Raw genomic sequence first — 14469 nt, 5'->3', positions numbered from 1 at the left:
AATTCTTTCTACACCTTATGAACTTTTGGGAGATTAATTATCTTGCAAGACGAAATTGTAGAAGAAATTCACCGAATTCGTGAAGAATATGCTAAGTCGTTCAACTATAACTTGGACGCAATTTTTGCGGATTTGCAGAAACAGCAAGTTGAAAGTGGTTGGGAAATCGTAAAATTATCGCCAAAGCGTAGTTTAACAAAACGTTGGAGCGGACGGAGCAGAAATAGTCAGTGATGATCCCAAGGCAATCTGCTGTAGCAGGGTCAATAAATCTGATCATAGAAGGCGCGATCGCTCATACTAGATGATAGACACCTTCGACCATAGGAGCCGTCTATGTTGCTACAAGAATTGAAGGAACAGGTCTTCAAGCTACCACCGAGCGATCGCCTTGCACTGGTGAGCGCCATCATTGAGTCCTTGCAAGACACGCCAATTTCTAAGCCTGAGCGTTCTGGCGCGATTAGACGGATGCGAGGCTTGTTAAAAACAGATCAGCCGGCACCGACTGATGAAGAAGTGGCTGCAATGTTAGAAAAGCGACGGGTGGACAAGTATCTCCAGTGAAAGTTTTAATTGATACCAATATTGTCCTAGATTTTCTGTTGGAGCGAGAGCCATTTTTCCAAGACGCGGAACTGTTGTTTCAGGAGATTGATTCTGGTCGTATCGTTGGATATGTTACAGCGACAACACTTACAGATATTTTTTATATTTCCCGAAGACACACTCGCAGCATCGAGCAAGCACGTCAAGCAGTTTCAGAAACGCTAACTGCTATGGTAATTTGTGCCGTTAATCGAGCCGTCTTGGAATCAGCGTTCGGATCTGGTTTAGCTGATTTTGAAGATGCCGTTCAAATTGCTTGTGCTATTACTCAAGGGTTAGACGCTATTTTGACACGCGATACGCAAGGTTTTTTGAGTTCATCTATACCCATTTTGTCAATTCATGAGTTGTTACAGCCGTTGGGGGCGCAAGATAGCGATTAGTTAGTTGGCAGGCAAAGATAGCGGCAATATTTTGGTGTGTGAAAGAGCTGCTGACAGAAAAACTTTTACAATTTCTGCCCTGCGTAAATTGATCGCACTTCGCCATTACGTCGGATAATAGCTTCGCCATTACTAACATCTACTAGTGTCCAACCACTTGAGCCAATACTTTCACCCATATTGATGCGGCGAGTCACGCCATCAATTTTAAACAAAGCGGCAGATTTTTTGCCCAACTCTAGCAATCCCTCTAAAGTATCACTAGGAGCAACCGCGATCGCAGTTGCCGGATATACTTGTTCTTGGGTAATAGTTGGCTCTGATTCTGGTGCGAGTGCAGCCCGCAATGGAACTACTGGTAATGCCGGTAGAGGGTTGGGTGTTTGCCGCACGGTAATGGGTGCAGTTTTCCCAGCCACACGTTTAAATTCGGCTTGTACAGCCGCAGCAAAGTTGGCGGTTACAGGTTTGGCAGCTTGTTGCACTGAATTCAGAGCAGATTTAACAATATTCGGTTGAGATTCCTTTAACGCATTGCCAAATTGTGGTAAAAGTCTGGGACTACCAGGAATAGCCGGGAACGCGTAATGCGTTGGCGACGGCGCTTGATAAACGGGGACATAGATGCGTTCAACAACATTTCCAGAACGTTTAGGGGCTGGTGAAAATGCTGGTAGATTACCAGTTATTTGCTCGTTACCAAGGGCTATTTGGTTAGTATTTGCCCGACTGGAGAATTCCGGTTTTTGATTGCTTTTTGCTTCTTCCTTGTCTATAACTGCTAGCGCTTCTAGCATATAGTCAACTAATTCTGCCTCAATTTCTGTTTTTACAGGCAACTGTGACTGCCCTTGCGGCACTAGAAGAGCTGATTCAGGCAATCTGATATTTAAAAGATATATGACTCCAGACCCAATCAGGTAGATAATACCAGCGATCGCCACGCCTAAAGTTGTTCCCACAATCAGTAGTTTGCCCAAAGTCCGACTACTTTTTTGACGCTTTCTACTAACTGATTTCACAGTACTTAAGTGTTTGTGGTTATCTTGAACAACTGACTGTACTGCTTGGTTCCGTGTGGGGATCGTAACTGTTTGCAGAGGCGCGTTTTCTGAAGGCGACTGATGTTGAGGTTGGGGGGAAACTCCAGTAGCAGACTGCGATTTGTTCTGACTACTGAGCCTAACGGTTTGAAAAGGCAGATTACCACTAACATCTAGAATGTAGTCGATATCGGCAAAGAGTTCATCCATTAGGCCATCAGCATAGTTTTCTATCGACCAAGGCTCGTTGGCGATTAAGTCTTCTGATGGTTCCGGTACAATTATGAGACGAGGACGGGTGCTGGCTTCTTGTAACATAGATGTTTTATCTTTGTTGCTAGGACGGAGAAACGCCGCCCTTACTGCCTGGAAATCAGGATTAACGCAATGTGCGACTTATTCTTGAAACCCCGCTTCCAAACCTTTCTCCCACAGAGAGGAGCCACTTCGTTGGGCGGGCAATGCCCAACTTTTTCGCTCTTAGCGTTCCCACAGGGTCGCAAGTGGCGTTAGAAGCTTTGATTCTTGCTCCCTTTCCCTAGTAAGGAAGGGGTTGGGCGTTAGGTTTGAGAGAAAGTTGCACACAGCGTAAATTATTAATCAAACACCCAATCCCCCATCCGATTTAGACGAGTTGATTGAGGTTGGTATTAAACTCAACTTTCATCGGAAGATTGTTGATAATGTCAGTACTAAGATTTATGTCATCTATCATACCAATCTCCTTCCCTATTACTATACTCAGTCTTTATCAACTTTGTGTGAAGCTAACGCTGGAAACTTAGACCGGCTCTTGGTTCTACCCAATTCTAAATATAATAATAAGGCATTAATATCGGCTGGGTTTACACCACCGATACGTGCTGCTTGGCCAAGAGTGAGTGGTTTTACGTGAGTCAGCTTTTCCCGTGCCTCTTTGGAAAGAGTATCAATTGTTGTATAGTCCAAATCCCCAGGTAAGTGGCGGTGCGCTTGGCGGGCAATTTGGTCAATCTGATTTTGTTGTCTAGCGAGATAGCCAAAATATTTAATGTCAATTTCTGCGCCTTCTTTCTCGGCGCGGTTGAGGTTGGGGTTTCCCAGTCCAAACCTGTCAAGGTCAACGTAATGGAATCCCGGACGCCGCAGTAACTCATTAAGGGTAATGGAACCTTTAATTAATTGCTGGGTATCAGATGCGATCGCTATGCCAATTTCATCATGTTCTTTGACTCGTGTAACTTGCAATCTTTCTTTTTCTCTGGTAATATTTGCTTGTTTTTGGGTAAATAGATCCCAACGGCGATCGCTAATTAAACCAATTTCTCGTCCCAAGGGTGTCAGGCGTTGGTCGGCATTGTCAGAACGCAACAGCAATCGATACTCTGACCTACTGGTAAGCATCCGGTAAGGTTCCCGCAGGTCTTTTGTACACAAGTCATCAACTAGCGTCCCAATGTAACTTTGCTCACGCGCAAAGACAATCATTTCTTGAGAGCGCACAAATCGAGCTGCGTTAATTCCCGCCACCAGCCCTTGAGCTGCGGCTTCTTCATAACCTGTGGTGCCGTTAATCTGCCCAGCACAAAATAGCCCCGCAATCTTCTTAGTCATTAATGTGGGATAACACTGAGTTGCTGGTAAATAGTCATACTCCACAGCATAAGCCGGACGCAGCATCACACATTTTTCCAAACCGGGGAGAGTCCGCAACATGTGCAGTTGCAAATTTTCTGGTAATCCTGTGGAAAACCCTTGGATATAAAGTTCGGGTATATCCCTTCCTTCTGGTTCAATAAAAATTTGATGGCTTTCCTTATCAGCAAAGCGGACAATCTTATCTTCAATACTGGGACAATAACGCGGTCCTTTGGCTTCCACCCAACCGCCATAGACGGGTGAAAGGTGCAAATTATCCTGAATTAGGCGATGGGTTTCGGCGGTTGTGCGAGTGATGTAGCAAGGCAATTGTTCTCGTTCTACCCACACATCTGGGTCAAAACTAAACCAGCGCACATCTTCATCCCCTGGCTGGATTAGCATTTTACTATAATCTACCGATCGCTTGTCTACCCGTGCGGGAGTTCCAGTTTTTAGCCTTCCGGTTTCAAATCCCAGGCGATTTAGAGTTTGTGTCAATCCCTCAGCCGCAAATTCTCCAGCGCGTCCGGCTGGCATTGATTTGTTACCAACCCAAATTTTGCCTCCCAGGAAGGTGCCAGTTGTCAAGATAACTGCTTTAGATTGGAACCCTACACCAAAATAAGTTTCAACGCCGATGACTTCACCGTTAGCGCCCAGCACCAAATCTGTTGTCATACTTTCGCGGATTGTCAAGTTTTCTTGGTTCTCGACAATACTTTTCATCACTGCTGCATATTCGCGCTTATCAGTCTGGGCGCGTAATGCCCAAACAGCAGGACCTCGTGAAGAGTTGAGGATACGTTTTTGCAAGTAGGTGCGGTCTGCTACTTTACCAATTTCTCCGCCGAGTGCATCTACCTCATGAGTCAACTGGGATTTGGCCGGGCCACCCACTGCTGGGTTACAAGGTTGCCAAGCGATTCTATCTAAGTTGAGCGTCAATAGCAAGGTACGACAACCGAGGCGGGCAGAGGCGAGAGCTGCTTCGCAACCGGAGTGACCTGCACCGACGACTATGACATCAAAAGCGTCTTGGAATTCAACGGAATTGTGCATGGTCATACTTACAGGATCAGCAAGCTTAAAGTCCTTTTCAATTTTAACTGTTCCGGTGGTTTGCTGGAGGTATCTTTTTGATAATAAAGTTATTAAATTGACTATAAATAGAAGACTAATTAGGGTAAATTATAATCAGATTTATGGCTTTATTATTCAGCTTCGTTTATTTTCTGTAGGTATAAATATGAGAATCAACCAAATAACCTATTATGACCATGAACTAGAATGGCAGTTTGAGCCGATACATTTTTCTGAACTCAATCTTTTAGTTGGTATATCCGGTGTTGGGAAAACACAAATACTTACATCTATTATGAATTTACGAAAGATAGCTAGAGGTGGTTCTTTGAATGGTGTGGAATGGGACATAGATTTCTCTTCAAATAATTATAAATATAAATGGACTGGTGAATTTGAAACCAAAGAGGTAGATGCATTCATGATTGATGATAAAGATGCAGAAAAAAATAAATTTAGAATCAACAGAGAACATTTATCTGTAAATGGAAAAGTTATTATAGAAAGAAATAATCATGAGATAGTATTTAATGGTAATAAATTACCAAAACTCTCACCTTTTGAAAGTGCCGTTAAAATATTGAGCGAGGAAGAAGATATTGCACCTGTTAAAGATGGATTTAACAAAGTTATTTATAGCGATCAATCAAGGGGAGAAAATTCTGTTTTTGTATATGATATTATTCAGTCTTTAACTATTAGTCCTAAATCATTAGCAAAAAAATATTATTCTCTAGAAGAAATTCAGGAAAGTAACTTACCAACTCAAATTAAATTAGCATTAGTTTATAATCATTATCCAGAAACTTTTCAAGAAATTAAACAGTTATTTACAGATATATTTGACCAGGTAGAAGATATCAGAATGGAACCTGACAAAGATAAAGATTTACCTAAAATGATTGCAGACTATCCTTTCATTAATATTAAAGAAAAAGGTGTTAATAATTGGATTATTCAACAACGTATATCTTCTGGAATGTTTAGAACACTGATGCATATTAGTGAACTTTATTTATCTACAGAAGGAACTGTGATTTTGATTGATGAATTTGAAAATAGCTTGGGAGTTAACTGTATTGATATTTTAAGTGACTTACTACTAGAAAACAGAAAATTACAATTTATAATCACTAGCCACCATCCTTATATTATTAATAAAATTGGGATGGAGCATTGGAAAATTGTGACTCGTCGAGGTGGCGTAGTAACAGTTAAAAATGCCAAAGATTATAATCTTGGAAAATCTAGACATGAAGCCTTTATGCAATTGATTAATCTTGAGGCTTTTAAGGAAGGAATTGCAGTCGGATGAATCTATACTTTCTTGTTGAAGGGAAAAGAACTGAAAAAAAAGTTTATCCAGCTTGGCTAAAACATCTGTTACCAGAACTGCAACAAGTTCAGAATTACGATGAAGTCAATAAAAATAACTATTATCTATTCAGCGCAGAAGGTTATCCTTCGATTATTTACAATCATCTTCCTAATGCTGTTGCAGACATCAATGCAAATGGCAAGTATAACTACTTTGTAGTCTGTCTAGATGCAGAAGAGAATACAGTTAGCTGTATCGAGCAGGAAATTTATGATTTTTTAACTGCTGAAAAAATTCAGATGGGAAGTACAGAGCTTGTTATAATCATCCAAAATCGTTGTCTTGAAACTTGGTTCTTAGGAAATAGAAAAATTTACTCAAGGCAACCCCAAAGCCAACCATTATTAGATTATACGCGTTATTATGATGTTTCAGTTAATTGCCCAGAGCTAATGGGTAACTATGATAAATTCAACACTCATGCTCAGTTCCATGAAGCTTATTTAAAAGAATTATTTAGAGCAAAAAATATTAACTATTCTAAAAAAAATCCTGGTGATGTACTGAAGCTATATTATCTAGAGCAATTATTAAAAAGGATTGAAACTCAAAACTCCCACTTATCTAGTTTTCAAAATTTTATAAATTTTTGTAATAAAATTAAATCTAAATTAACTACTTAATTTATTTATGAAAAAATGTTTAAAAAAGACAAAATTTATTGCTATAGTTATCTTCATCATTTTTCTCTTAAGAGCTAGTAATGAGATTACCCCCAACCAATTGACTATAACTGCTCAACCATTAAACGGATGCTTGAGTACTGATTTATTACCTTGTACAGATAATTCTCAGCAGACAATATTACAACCATTTATTCCCAACCCAGAATTAAATGATCAACAGCGTTTTTTATCTGCGATCGCAAAAAAGTTACCCACAATTCCCCAGCCTGGTACTTATGAATATATTTTGCTGCGGGCGTATGGCGCAGTCTTTGTAAATCAAGATGTCGGAATTAAACTGCCGCCAAAAGATATCTTGGCAAATGAACAAGAAACCCAAGATTTTCAAGCTAGTTTAACAATGGCTCATGTTGATGGCACTAACGACTGTTACTTACAAAAATCGGCGGCTGATGCTTTTAATAAAGCGCGAATCCAACAAAAAATTCTGCTAAAATCTGGTTATGGTTCTGGTGATTGTACTCGCACCTTCAACACAAATTTAAAATTTTGGCATAAATATGCTAACGATAGAATTTTAGCAAAAGTTCAACAGGGTAAAGAAACAAAAATCCTTGGTTTGGTTGCACCTCCTGGAACTTCACAACATCTCTGGGGATTAGCAATTGATTTACGCGTATCTAATAAAGAACAGATAAAAGCTCTGAATGAAAATGGTTGGTTTCAAACTGTAGAAAATGATGTCCCACATTGGACTTATGTAGGTTTATCTAAAGAAAATTTACTTCTGTTTGGTTTTAACAAACAAATTGTCCGGGGCATTACTTATTGGATTACGCCACTTTAATTGTTAGATAGCATGAAAACTTGGGAATACTAACCTAAAATAGCGCCGTGTGCGACTTTATTTTAAACCTAACCCCCAGCCCCTTCCCTGCAAGGGAAGGGGAGCAAGAATCAAAGCCTCTCTCCCTTTGGGGGAGAGGAATGGAAGTGGGGTTTCAAGAATGAGTTCCACATCGCCTTAAAATATGTATTGTCAAGGATTTAACTATGCCAAACGAAGCTGCTAACCAAGAACAAACCTTCCTGATGGATTTATTAAAGGCAATTTATCAAAATCAGGAAATATATCCACTTCTGCAACATAACTTAAGCAAAATCAACGATAATTTAGCTTTAATATTGCGAAAATGGGTAAGCGATCGCTTTGCTCAAGAACCTACTAAGGCTATTAATATAGCCAGAGTCATTGTCAAACTGAGTACGATTATTCAAGGCTTTGAGCAAGGGAACCGTGCGAGTAATTTAGAAATTGCCATCGCTGGTTACGAAACAGTTTTACAAGTGTGTACCCATCAGGCTTTTCCCAGAGAATGGGATATTGTCCAGCAAGCTTTGGTAACTGCTTATCAGCAACGCCAGCAAATTTTTTCCAGAAACATGGCGGAACTTCGAGAGCAGACTGTCCAAACCCAGAGTCAAATCAATATATTAACTGAAAAATTGCAGCAGGAATTAGAACAAGCAAAGCTGCAAATCAATGATTTAACAACAGTAATTACACAATTAGAACACAAAGAAGTAAATTCTGAACTCAAGACAGAAATAGCGTCTTTAATAGCTGAGTTTCAAAACTTAAAACAGCGTCAGGTTTGCGTAGAGCAGTTTACTACCACAACTAACGTTTCACCCAAGATTGAGCAGTTTAATACAGCTATTTTCTATGATATTGAGAATTTAACAATGGGTAGAAACAATCCCAACTTAAATTTTTCTTTGAAACAAATTCAAACAGATATCGAAAACACTACCCTAGTTAATAAAATTGCTATCCAATGCGCTTATGCTGACTGGAGTGATTTTCGATTAAAGCTACTCAAGAATGAGATTCAAGAACTTGGCATTGAAGCAATTCAAATTTTTGATTATAGTTACAAACGGAATGCAGCAGACATGCAACTAGCTATTGATGTCATGGAATTAGCTCAGAGTCGTCCGACACTGCAAGTTTTTGTAATTGTATCAGGTGATGGTGCATTTGCCGCCTTAGCTAAAAAGCTCCATGAATATGGAAAAACTGTAATTGGATGTGCTTACGAAGGACAAATTAATCGTATTCTTAAGTCTGTTTGCGATCGCTTTATACCTATACCAGCTCCCCAGATTCAAATCCCTACGCCCCCATCTACTTTGACACCTTTAAAAAGGGGTTAAATGCTAAAATAGAGCCATTAGCCCTCTTCTGTCACTTTCCGGGAGGGCGATCGCTAGAAGCCTCATGAGGCAATCAATACAAGCTATACTATTAGAAAAAAATTGGTCTTATATTTGTTATTAGAAAATAATCGCGCGATCGCTTCATATACAAAAGCTCTAGAATTCAGAAATGGCAAAAGTTTTCGGAGAGTGACAGAAGAGGGTTAGAGTGCGTTACGGGTTTAATCTAACGCACCGCCAAAAAAGTAGTATGTGATTAAGAAGTTGCCTTTAAGGGTGTGGCTGTGCTTTTACGAGTCCGTTTGCTTTTGCGAAGACCACCCGCCATTTCATATTCACTGCTGTCTGTACCGTAAGTAAATGCAATTGCAATTAGCATTTTATCAGTAAGGTCAGTTAAAGTTTTTTCTAATTCATCCATATTGGTTTTAGAAGAGTCAATCACAGATAGAGCAGTATTATAAGCATCAATTTTGACACGTAATTGCTGACTTATTTGGGTTATGTTTTGGACATTGCGAGTATCTCCAAAATCCATATCAGGATTAATTGCTCTGAGTCCAGCAAGTCTTAATTCAGCTTTTTCTAGAGCGCGGTATGTACGTTTTTGACGAGACATATATATATTCTTTTTATTGTATTCTAGAGCTAGCTTGGCTTATTAAAGCCAGATTTTGGTTCAGTAGAATCCACAAAAATTAGTAGCGAGTGTAATATTCACCTCAGCAATATTAACTAAAAGCACGATGATTTTAAGAAGCAAAGCTTAGATATAAGACGCAATAAGTTGAAAAAGTAGCGCTGTGGTGTCTAAAATCGGAAATATTCCGATAAATCTCAATTTTTTAACTTAATTGCCATAATGCATCGCCAGACTACGAAACTTAAAAAGCAATAGTAAAACTTTTGTGCCGTGGGCATCTTGCCATTGGTGTCAACTTAAGCGCAAACCCTTTTAAAACCTCGAACCTCGTTTCCAGCCAGAGGCTGGAAACGCGCCTCCTGGCGGCTCTGCCGCTTTTCAAGAGGCGGAGCCTCTAAAACGGCATTCCCAGTCGGAGACTGGGAACGAGACAACATCAGCTTAGAACAAAAGCGGTGTGTTATGTAAGTAAAGAGGATACACATACTCAAAGTAGGATATGGAACCTTTAACTACTGCGGCATCGCAATTCTACCGTTTTCCCTGCTGTGGCGATTGGCTAAAAAATTAATTCGTAATTAAAAAATTGGCTTTGCGCGATGTCTAAAACTCTTATGATAAAACTATAGCAATCCTATTTGATTTGTGAAAATCGCTAGGCTCAGATCCCCGACTTCTCAAAGAAGTCGGGGATCTTGTTGTTCACGAATGATTTAGGATTGCTATAGTAAGCCCTACTTAACACGAGTTGGTAATGAGTCAATTTATCCAACCCATCAACTTGCAAATATCACCTGATTCCTTAAATCAAGGTGAAAGAGCTATTCTCCAGGAATTAGCTTTACAGTTGTACGCACAGAATATTTTTACCTTTAGTCAAGCACGTCACCTAGCTAACTTGCCTATATGGGAATTTCAGAAACTTTTAGGACAAAAAAAAATTAAGCGTCATTACAATGAAGCAGATTTATCTCAAGATATTCAAATGATTGAAGCAAGTTTTTAGAGATTGTGACCGTTGTTTGTAACGCTACGCCTTTGATAAATTTTGCAGCTATTAATCGTCTTGATATCTTGTAGACTACATTTAGACAAATTGTTATTCCCCAAGCTGTTTATTCTGAAACGACTATTGTAAGTTTTCCAGGATCGGAATTTATATTGCAAGCGATCGCTGCCAGATGGTTGCAAGTTATCTCAGTTTCAACAATAACACTAAATATACCGCCAGAATTAGATAATGGTGAACGCGAAGCGATTGCCTTAGCGCTAGAAACTGGAGAACGGCAAATTTTGCTAGATGAACGTGAAGCACGCCAAGTAGCTCAAAATTTGGGATTACAAACAATTGGTACTTTAGGTATTCTCTTATTAGCAAAAAATAGAAAGATAATTACACAGGTGCAACCCTTACTAGATGCTATGATTAATACTGCTCAATATTGGGTCAGCCGGAGTCTTTATGAACAAGTTTTACGACAAATAGGAGAATTAATAGACTAATTAGCAAAAAATAGGCAAAATTAGGTATTTGTCTGCGATCGCTATTCTCTCATCAACCAAGGTGCTGCATCTACGCCCGTTGTAGACATCGCTCTTGTCTAAAAAAATCTTTTTACCAGATAGTCTGGACAGGATACTGTGCAATTAGCTGGTCAATTGTGACAATTGGCAAATTCTCTACTTGACTTTGGGCAATCATAATCCGGTCAAACGGATCTCGGTGGATGTTTGGTAAAGTAGCAACCTGTAGAGTGTGTGTCATTTGAATGTCTATACTCTCGAAGCGGTTCAGTGCTAGTCGGCTTGGAATATATTGTTCTACAGGTTCAGGTAAGGTTAGCTTACCCGATTTAGTCTTGATGACAATCTCCCAGACACTTGCCACGCTCAGAAATAAAATATTACCAGAATCAGCAATTATACTGCGACTGGTGGAAGATAACTGCGGGTCATCTGTCACCCACCAAAGAAATACATGGGTATCCAGTAAAGCTCTCATCGCTAAACTAAATTAGAACTATCAAAATCACTGAGGATATCTTCTGGTAAAGGTTCGTTAAAATCTGGTGCAATGATAACTTTACCTTTATCTAATCCTGGAATTCGAGGTAAGGCAGTATTTGTGACAGCGATTAGGCGTGCAACTGGAATCCCCTTCTGTGCAATCACGACTTCTTCACCAAGTAATACCTGACTCAGCAATTCAGAAAACTTGGCAGTTACTTCAGAAACATTGACAGTGATACTCATTTGCCCACGTAATTAGTTAATTCCTAATATTTCTAAGAATAACACTGGCGATCGCTATTCTCTCATCAACAAAGGTGAGATCATCTACGATTCACCTACGATGAACAAGATAATTGCAGAAATTGCTCCAAAGACAACGCCTAACAATCTTGATAAGATGGAAAAAATAGTTCAACTTAACTCCCAAGATTATGAGTAGCATTAATATTTCCTTGCCTGAGTCGATGAAAGTCTTTGTTAAAGAACAAGTAGCTCAAGGTGGCTACTGTTCAGTTAGCGAATATTTACAAGAGTTAATCACTCAAGACCAAAAACGCAAGATGCAAGAACATATAGAAGAACTTTTAATTACAGGGCTTGAAAGTAGAGAGGCAATAGAAGTTAATGATGAATGGTGGCAGCAAAAAGGCACGCACTTGATAAACTAGCTGCATCAAGAAAAATAATCACAAGGCGGATAGTCATTACACCCAAAGCCAGTTTAGATATTGATGAGTATTTTGTTTACATTGCCCAAGAAAACCCCGACATCGCTCTTTTGTTTTTTGATTCTGTAAGAGAAACTTTTGCAGAGGGAGGTAGAGAATTCGCCACGAATTAATTAATATCCCAGGAGATTAAATTATGGTTCAGGTTCGCTATGGTGGACAGAACGGCCAACAGTATGAACTTGCGATCAGTAACGAACACGTTGTAGTGCGTACCGAAAACCGCAGTACTCTTGTTGGTGCAAGACCGTTTGAAGCCGCACCTGTGTCACCCACAGCTCGTAGCATCCTCAATCAATTTCAGCTAACAACGCGGTTTCGGCAAGCGGGTGTCGAAATTCTGCAAGCGAAAGTTCCGAATCAGGGTGTGGCTCTGCGCGATCGCGCCCGTGATATTCTCAACCAAGAGCCTGAAGTCCAATTTGCCGGACGTGTTCTTGTCGATCCAATATCCAGACAACCTGTAGTTTACACCGAAAACCTCTTCGTTAAATTCGATAACCAAGAAGAGTCAAGGGTCTGCCAAGAGGTCTTAGGACGTTACAGCTTAACAATTAAACGCCAACTTGAATACTCAGAAAATGCTTACTTTGTCAATGCACCGGCAAATACTGGTATAGCCATCTTTGACATCGCCGAGAGACTTCTGAATGAGGAATCAGTAGAACTGTGCCATCCTGAACTAGCACGTGAATCACGCCAACGTCAGGTTTTCTCGCAGCAGTGGCACTTAAAGCAAATAACAATTAATGGTAAAATAATTAACGCCCATGCCAACGTTGAGGCAGCTTGGAAGTTAAGCGATGGCACAGGGGCGATTATTGCAATTATCGACGACGGTGTGGATCTTGAGCATGAAGAGTTGCGTTCCTCTGGAAAAATTGTTGCCCCGCGTGATGTCACACGTAAAACTAATAATCCCAGACCGGGAAACGACGATAACCACGGGACGGGCTGTGCAGGAGTAGCTTGTGCAAACGGCAATTTTGGTGCATCTGGTGTGGCGCCGGGTGCAAAGCTGATGCCGATTCGTTTAGCTTCGGCACTGGGGTCACAGGATGAAGCAGATGCTTTTGTTTGGGCGGCTGAAAATGGTGCTGATGTCATTTCTTGTAGCTGGGGACCAGCAGACGGTGTTTGGTTTGAGCCAAACGATCCTGTACACAACCAGAAAATACCTCTGCCTGACTCTACACGACTTGCGATAGATTTTGCAATCAATAAAGGACGCAACGGCAAGGGCTGTGTAATTTTATTCGCGGCTGGCAATGGTAACGAAAGCGTGGATAATGACGGCTACGCCAGCTACCAAAAGGTGATTGCTGTCGCAGCTTGTAACGATTTTGGCACAAGAAGCGCTTACAGTGATTTTGGTCAGGCGGTCTGGTGCGCCTTCCCCAGCAACAATGGCGACAGTTCTCAAACCACTGGAATTTGGACAACCGATCGCTCTGGTGTAGTTGGTTATAATTCGGGTAATCGAAATCTGGGTGAAGCCGAAGGTAACTACACAAACGAATTCGGCGGAACTTCCAGCTCTTGTCCAGGTGCAGCAGGTGTAGCAGCCCTGATTATTGCCAGAAACCCAAATCTGCGTTGGGATGAAGTGCGAGACATTATTAAACGCTCCAGTGATCGCATTGATCCATCTGGAGGTAAATATGATAAAAATGGTCGCAGCCCTTTCTACGGTTACGGTCGAATCAATGCTCTCAAAGCTGTAGAATTGGCCAAGCCAGATCAAACATCGCCGATTAGCATTTTCAAAGCAGTGCAAGATATTCCGATTAACGATTTGCAGATATCAACATTATCGTTAGCGATCGCTAATACCAGCCTGATCAAATCCATCAAAGTTAATGTAGACATCGAGCATACTTTTATTGGTGATCTTGTAGTTACTCTCCTTCCCCCAGTGCAAATAGGCATACTTCCGATCATTCTGCACGATCGCCAGGGCGGAGGTACAGATAATATCAAAACAACCTATGACGAAGTAAACACCCTTAAACTTGCTGCCTTTAAAGGTAAAAGTCCCCAAGGAACCTGGACTCTGGAAGTTGCAGAGCAAGCTGACGCAGATACAGGAAAGATTCGCAGCTTGACCATTGAAATTGGATTTTAAA

18 protein-coding genes are annotated in these 14469 nt (G+C 40.5%); 13 read left to right on the top strand and 5 right to left on the bottom strand.

Going from position 1 to position 14469, the window contains the following annotated elements; genetic code table 11:
• The first annotated feature begins 42 nt into the window (after nt 1–42).
• The 3 genes from V7K36_RS23675 to V7K36_RS23665 all read left to right on the top strand — a co-directional run bounded on the left by V7K36_RS23675 (nt 43) and on the right by V7K36_RS23665 (nt 992).
• The gene (locus V7K36_RS23675; RefSeq protein ID WP_442948508.1) at nt 43–234 is read left to right on the top strand and encodes a hypothetical protein; all 192 of its coding nucleotides are present in this window, start codon (nt 43–45) and stop codon (nt 232–234) included.
• A 102-nt stretch (nt 235–336) separates the two neighbouring features.
• Complete coding sequence (locus tag V7K36_RS23670; RefSeq protein ID WP_335119845.1) at nt 337–567, top strand: hypothetical protein; 231 nt, start codon at nt 337–339, stop codon at nt 565–567.
• On the top strand, nt 564–992 hold the full coding sequence (locus V7K36_RS23665; RefSeq protein WP_335119843.1) for a type II toxin-antitoxin system VapC family toxin: 429 nt from the start codon (nt 564–566) through the stop codon (nt 990–992). The genes V7K36_RS23670 and V7K36_RS23665 overlap by 4 nt, the downstream gene beginning before the upstream one ends.
• A gap of 65 nt (nt 993–1057) precedes the next feature.
• On the opposite strand, the gene V7K36_RS23660 is transcribed toward V7K36_RS23665, so the two are convergent.
• A complete protein-coding gene (locus V7K36_RS23660; RefSeq protein ID WP_335119840.1) occupies nt 1058–2353 on the bottom strand; it encodes a hypothetical protein in 1296 nt (431 codons plus the stop codon).
• 71 nt (nt 2354–2424) lie between these two features.
• Here V7K36_RS23660 and V7K36_RS23655 point away from each other — a divergent pair, with 71 nt between their 5' ends.
• Nucleotides 2425–2577, top strand: coding sequence for a hypothetical protein (locus V7K36_RS23655; protein WP_335119838.1), 153 nt, complete (start codon nt 2425–2427; stop codon nt 2575–2577).
• Nucleotides 2578–2776: 199 nt separating this feature from the next.
• Here the strand turns inward: V7K36_RS23655 and mnmG are convergent, their stop codons facing one another.
• Nucleotides 2777–4720, bottom strand: coding sequence for a tRNA uridine-5-carboxymethylaminomethyl(34) synthesis enzyme MnmG (gene mnmG / locus V7K36_RS23650; protein ID WP_335119836.1), 1944 nt, complete (start codon nt 4718–4720; stop codon nt 2777–2779).
• Between mnmG and V7K36_RS23645 the strand changes: the two genes are divergently transcribed.
• The 4 genes from V7K36_RS23645 (at nt 4713) to V7K36_RS23630 (ending at nt 8956) form a co-directional block, all read left to right on the top strand.
• Nucleotides 4713–6050, top strand: a complete 1338-nt coding sequence (locus V7K36_RS23645) for an AAA family ATPase (protein ID WP_335119834.1) — start codon at nt 4713–4715, stop codon at nt 6048–6050. The two genes, mnmG and V7K36_RS23645, sit on opposite strands and share 8 nt — an antisense overlap.
• On the top strand, nt 6047–6736 hold the full coding sequence (locus V7K36_RS23640) for a hypothetical protein (RefSeq protein ID WP_335119832.1): 690 nt from the start codon (nt 6047–6049) through the stop codon (nt 6734–6736). The genes V7K36_RS23645 and V7K36_RS23640 overlap by 4 nt, the downstream gene beginning before the upstream one ends.
• A gap of 7 nt (nt 6737–6743) precedes the next feature.
• Nucleotides 6744–7586, top strand: coding sequence for a D-alanyl-D-alanine carboxypeptidase family protein (locus tag V7K36_RS23635; RefSeq protein ID WP_335119830.1), 843 nt, complete (start codon nt 6744–6746; stop codon nt 7584–7586).
• 206 nt (nt 7587–7792) lie between these two features.
• Entirely contained in the window at nt 7793–8956 is a 1164-nt protein-coding gene (locus V7K36_RS23630; RefSeq protein WP_335119828.1) for an NYN domain-containing protein, read from the top strand.
• 259 nt (nt 8957–9215) lie between these two features.
• Here the strand turns inward: V7K36_RS23630 and V7K36_RS23625 are convergent, their stop codons facing one another.
• On the bottom strand, nt 9216–9578 hold the full coding sequence (locus tag V7K36_RS23625; protein ID WP_335119826.1) for a hypothetical protein: 363 nt from the start codon (nt 9576–9578) through the stop codon (nt 9216–9218).
• Between the two features lie 778 nt (nt 9579–10356).
• Between V7K36_RS23625 and V7K36_RS23620 the strand changes: the two genes are divergently transcribed.
• Nucleotides 10357–10608 carry a UPF0175 family protein gene (locus tag V7K36_RS23620; protein ID WP_335119825.1) on the top strand — a complete coding sequence of 84 codons (252 nt, stop codon included), beginning with the start codon at nt 10357–10359 and terminating at the stop codon, nt 10606–10608.
• A 155-nt stretch (nt 10609–10763) separates the two neighbouring features.
• Nucleotides 10764–11105, top strand: a complete 342-nt coding sequence (locus V7K36_RS23615; protein WP_335119823.1) for a DUF3368 domain-containing protein — start codon at nt 10764–10766, stop codon at nt 11103–11105.
• A gap of 112 nt (nt 11106–11217) precedes the next feature.
• Here V7K36_RS23615 and V7K36_RS23610 read toward each other — a convergent pair whose 3' ends face one another.
• Together V7K36_RS23610 and V7K36_RS23605 are read right to left on the bottom strand one after the other, a co-directional pair.
• Nucleotides 11218–11604 (bottom strand): type II toxin-antitoxin system VapC family toxin, encoded by a 387-nt coding sequence (locus V7K36_RS23610; RefSeq protein WP_335119821.1) that lies wholly within the window; start codon nt 11602–11604, stop codon nt 11218–11220.
• Between the two features lie 2 nt (nt 11605–11606).
• Nucleotides 11607–11855: a type II toxin-antitoxin system Phd/YefM family antitoxin gene (locus V7K36_RS23605; RefSeq protein ID WP_335119819.1), complete on the bottom strand. Its 249-nt coding sequence runs from the start codon at nt 11853–11855 to the stop codon at nt 11607–11609.
• A 191-nt stretch (nt 11856–12046) separates the two neighbouring features.
• On the opposite strand from V7K36_RS23605, the gene V7K36_RS23600 reads away from it, so the two are divergent.
• Genes V7K36_RS23600 through V7K36_RS23590 form a run of 3 tightly spaced genes read left to right on the top strand, consistent with a single transcriptional unit; the run spans nt 12047 to nt 14468 of the window.
• Nucleotides 12047–12283 carry a ribbon-helix-helix domain-containing protein gene (locus tag V7K36_RS23600; protein WP_335119816.1) on the top strand — a complete coding sequence of 79 codons (237 nt, stop codon included), beginning with the start codon at nt 12047–12049 and terminating at the stop codon, nt 12281–12283.
• Nucleotides 12247–12456 (top strand): hypothetical protein, encoded by a 210-nt coding sequence (locus V7K36_RS23595; RefSeq protein WP_335119881.1) that lies wholly within the window; start codon nt 12247–12249, stop codon nt 12454–12456. The genes V7K36_RS23600 and V7K36_RS23595 overlap by 37 nt, the downstream gene beginning before the upstream one ends.
• Nucleotides 12457–12479: 23 nt before the next feature.
• Nucleotides 12480–14468 carry a S8 family serine peptidase gene (locus tag V7K36_RS23590; RefSeq protein ID WP_335119814.1) on the top strand — a complete coding sequence of 663 codons (1989 nt, stop codon included), beginning with the start codon at nt 12480–12482 and terminating at the stop codon, nt 14466–14468.
• The last annotated feature ends 1 nt before the right edge of the window (nt 14469 follow it).

Origin of the sequence: Nostoc sp. (assembly GCF_036919555.1) — a bacterium.
GTDB lineage: Bacteria > Cyanobacteriota > Cyanobacteriia > Cyanobacteriales > Nostocaceae > Nostoc.
The sequence above is the reverse complement of the archived record's forward strand: the minus strand, read 5'-3'. Positions and strand labels throughout refer to the sequence as shown.

Bases quoted from the DNA above. Each gene is read 5' to 3' on its own strand.
- V7K36_RS23670 (WP_335119845.1), top strand. From the start codon at position 337: ATGTTGCTACAAGAATTGAAGGAACAGGTCTTCAAGCTACCACCGAGC.
- V7K36_RS23660 (WP_335119840.1), bottom strand. From the start codon at position 2,353: ATGTTACAAGAAGCCAGCACCCGTCCTCGTCTCATAATTGTACCGGAA.
- V7K36_RS23645 (WP_335119834.1), top strand. From the start codon at position 4,713: ATGGTCATACTTACAGGATCAGCAAGCTTAAAGTCCTTTTCAATTTTA.
- mnmG (WP_335119836.1), bottom strand. From the start codon at position 4,720: ATGACCATGCACAATTCCGTTGAATTCCAAGACGCTTTTGATGTCATA.
- V7K36_RS23640 (WP_335119832.1), top strand. From the start codon at position 6,047: ATGAATCTATACTTTCTTGTTGAAGGGAAAAGAACTGAAAAAAAAGTT.
- V7K36_RS23635 (WP_335119830.1), top strand. From the start codon at position 6,744: ATGAAAAAATGTTTAAAAAAGACAAAATTTATTGCTATAGTTATCTTC.
- V7K36_RS23630 (WP_335119828.1), top strand. From the start codon at position 7,793: ATGCCAAACGAAGCTGCTAACCAAGAACAAACCTTCCTGATGGATTTA.
- V7K36_RS23625 (WP_335119826.1), bottom strand. From the start codon at position 9,578: ATGTCTCGTCAAAAACGTACATACCGCGCTCTAGAAAAAGCTGAATTA.
- V7K36_RS23620 (WP_335119825.1), top strand. From the start codon at position 10,357: ATGAGTCAATTTATCCAACCCATCAACTTGCAAATATCACCTGATTCC.
- V7K36_RS23610 (WP_335119821.1), bottom strand. From the start codon at position 11,604: ATGAGAGCTTTACTGGATACCCATGTATTTCTTTGGTGGGTGACAGAT.
- V7K36_RS23605 (WP_335119819.1), bottom strand. From the start codon at position 11,855: ATGAGTATCACTGTCAATGTTTCTGAAGTAACTGCCAAGTTTTCTGAA.
- V7K36_RS23600 (WP_335119816.1), top strand. From the start codon at position 12,047: ATGAGTAGCATTAATATTTCCTTGCCTGAGTCGATGAAAGTCTTTGTT.
- V7K36_RS23595 (WP_335119881.1), top strand. From the start codon at position 12,247: ATGGTGGCAGCAAAAAGGCACGCACTTGATAAACTAGCTGCATCAAGA.
- V7K36_RS23590 (WP_335119814.1), top strand. From the start codon at position 12,480: ATGGTTCAGGTTCGCTATGGTGGACAGAACGGCCAACAGTATGAACTT.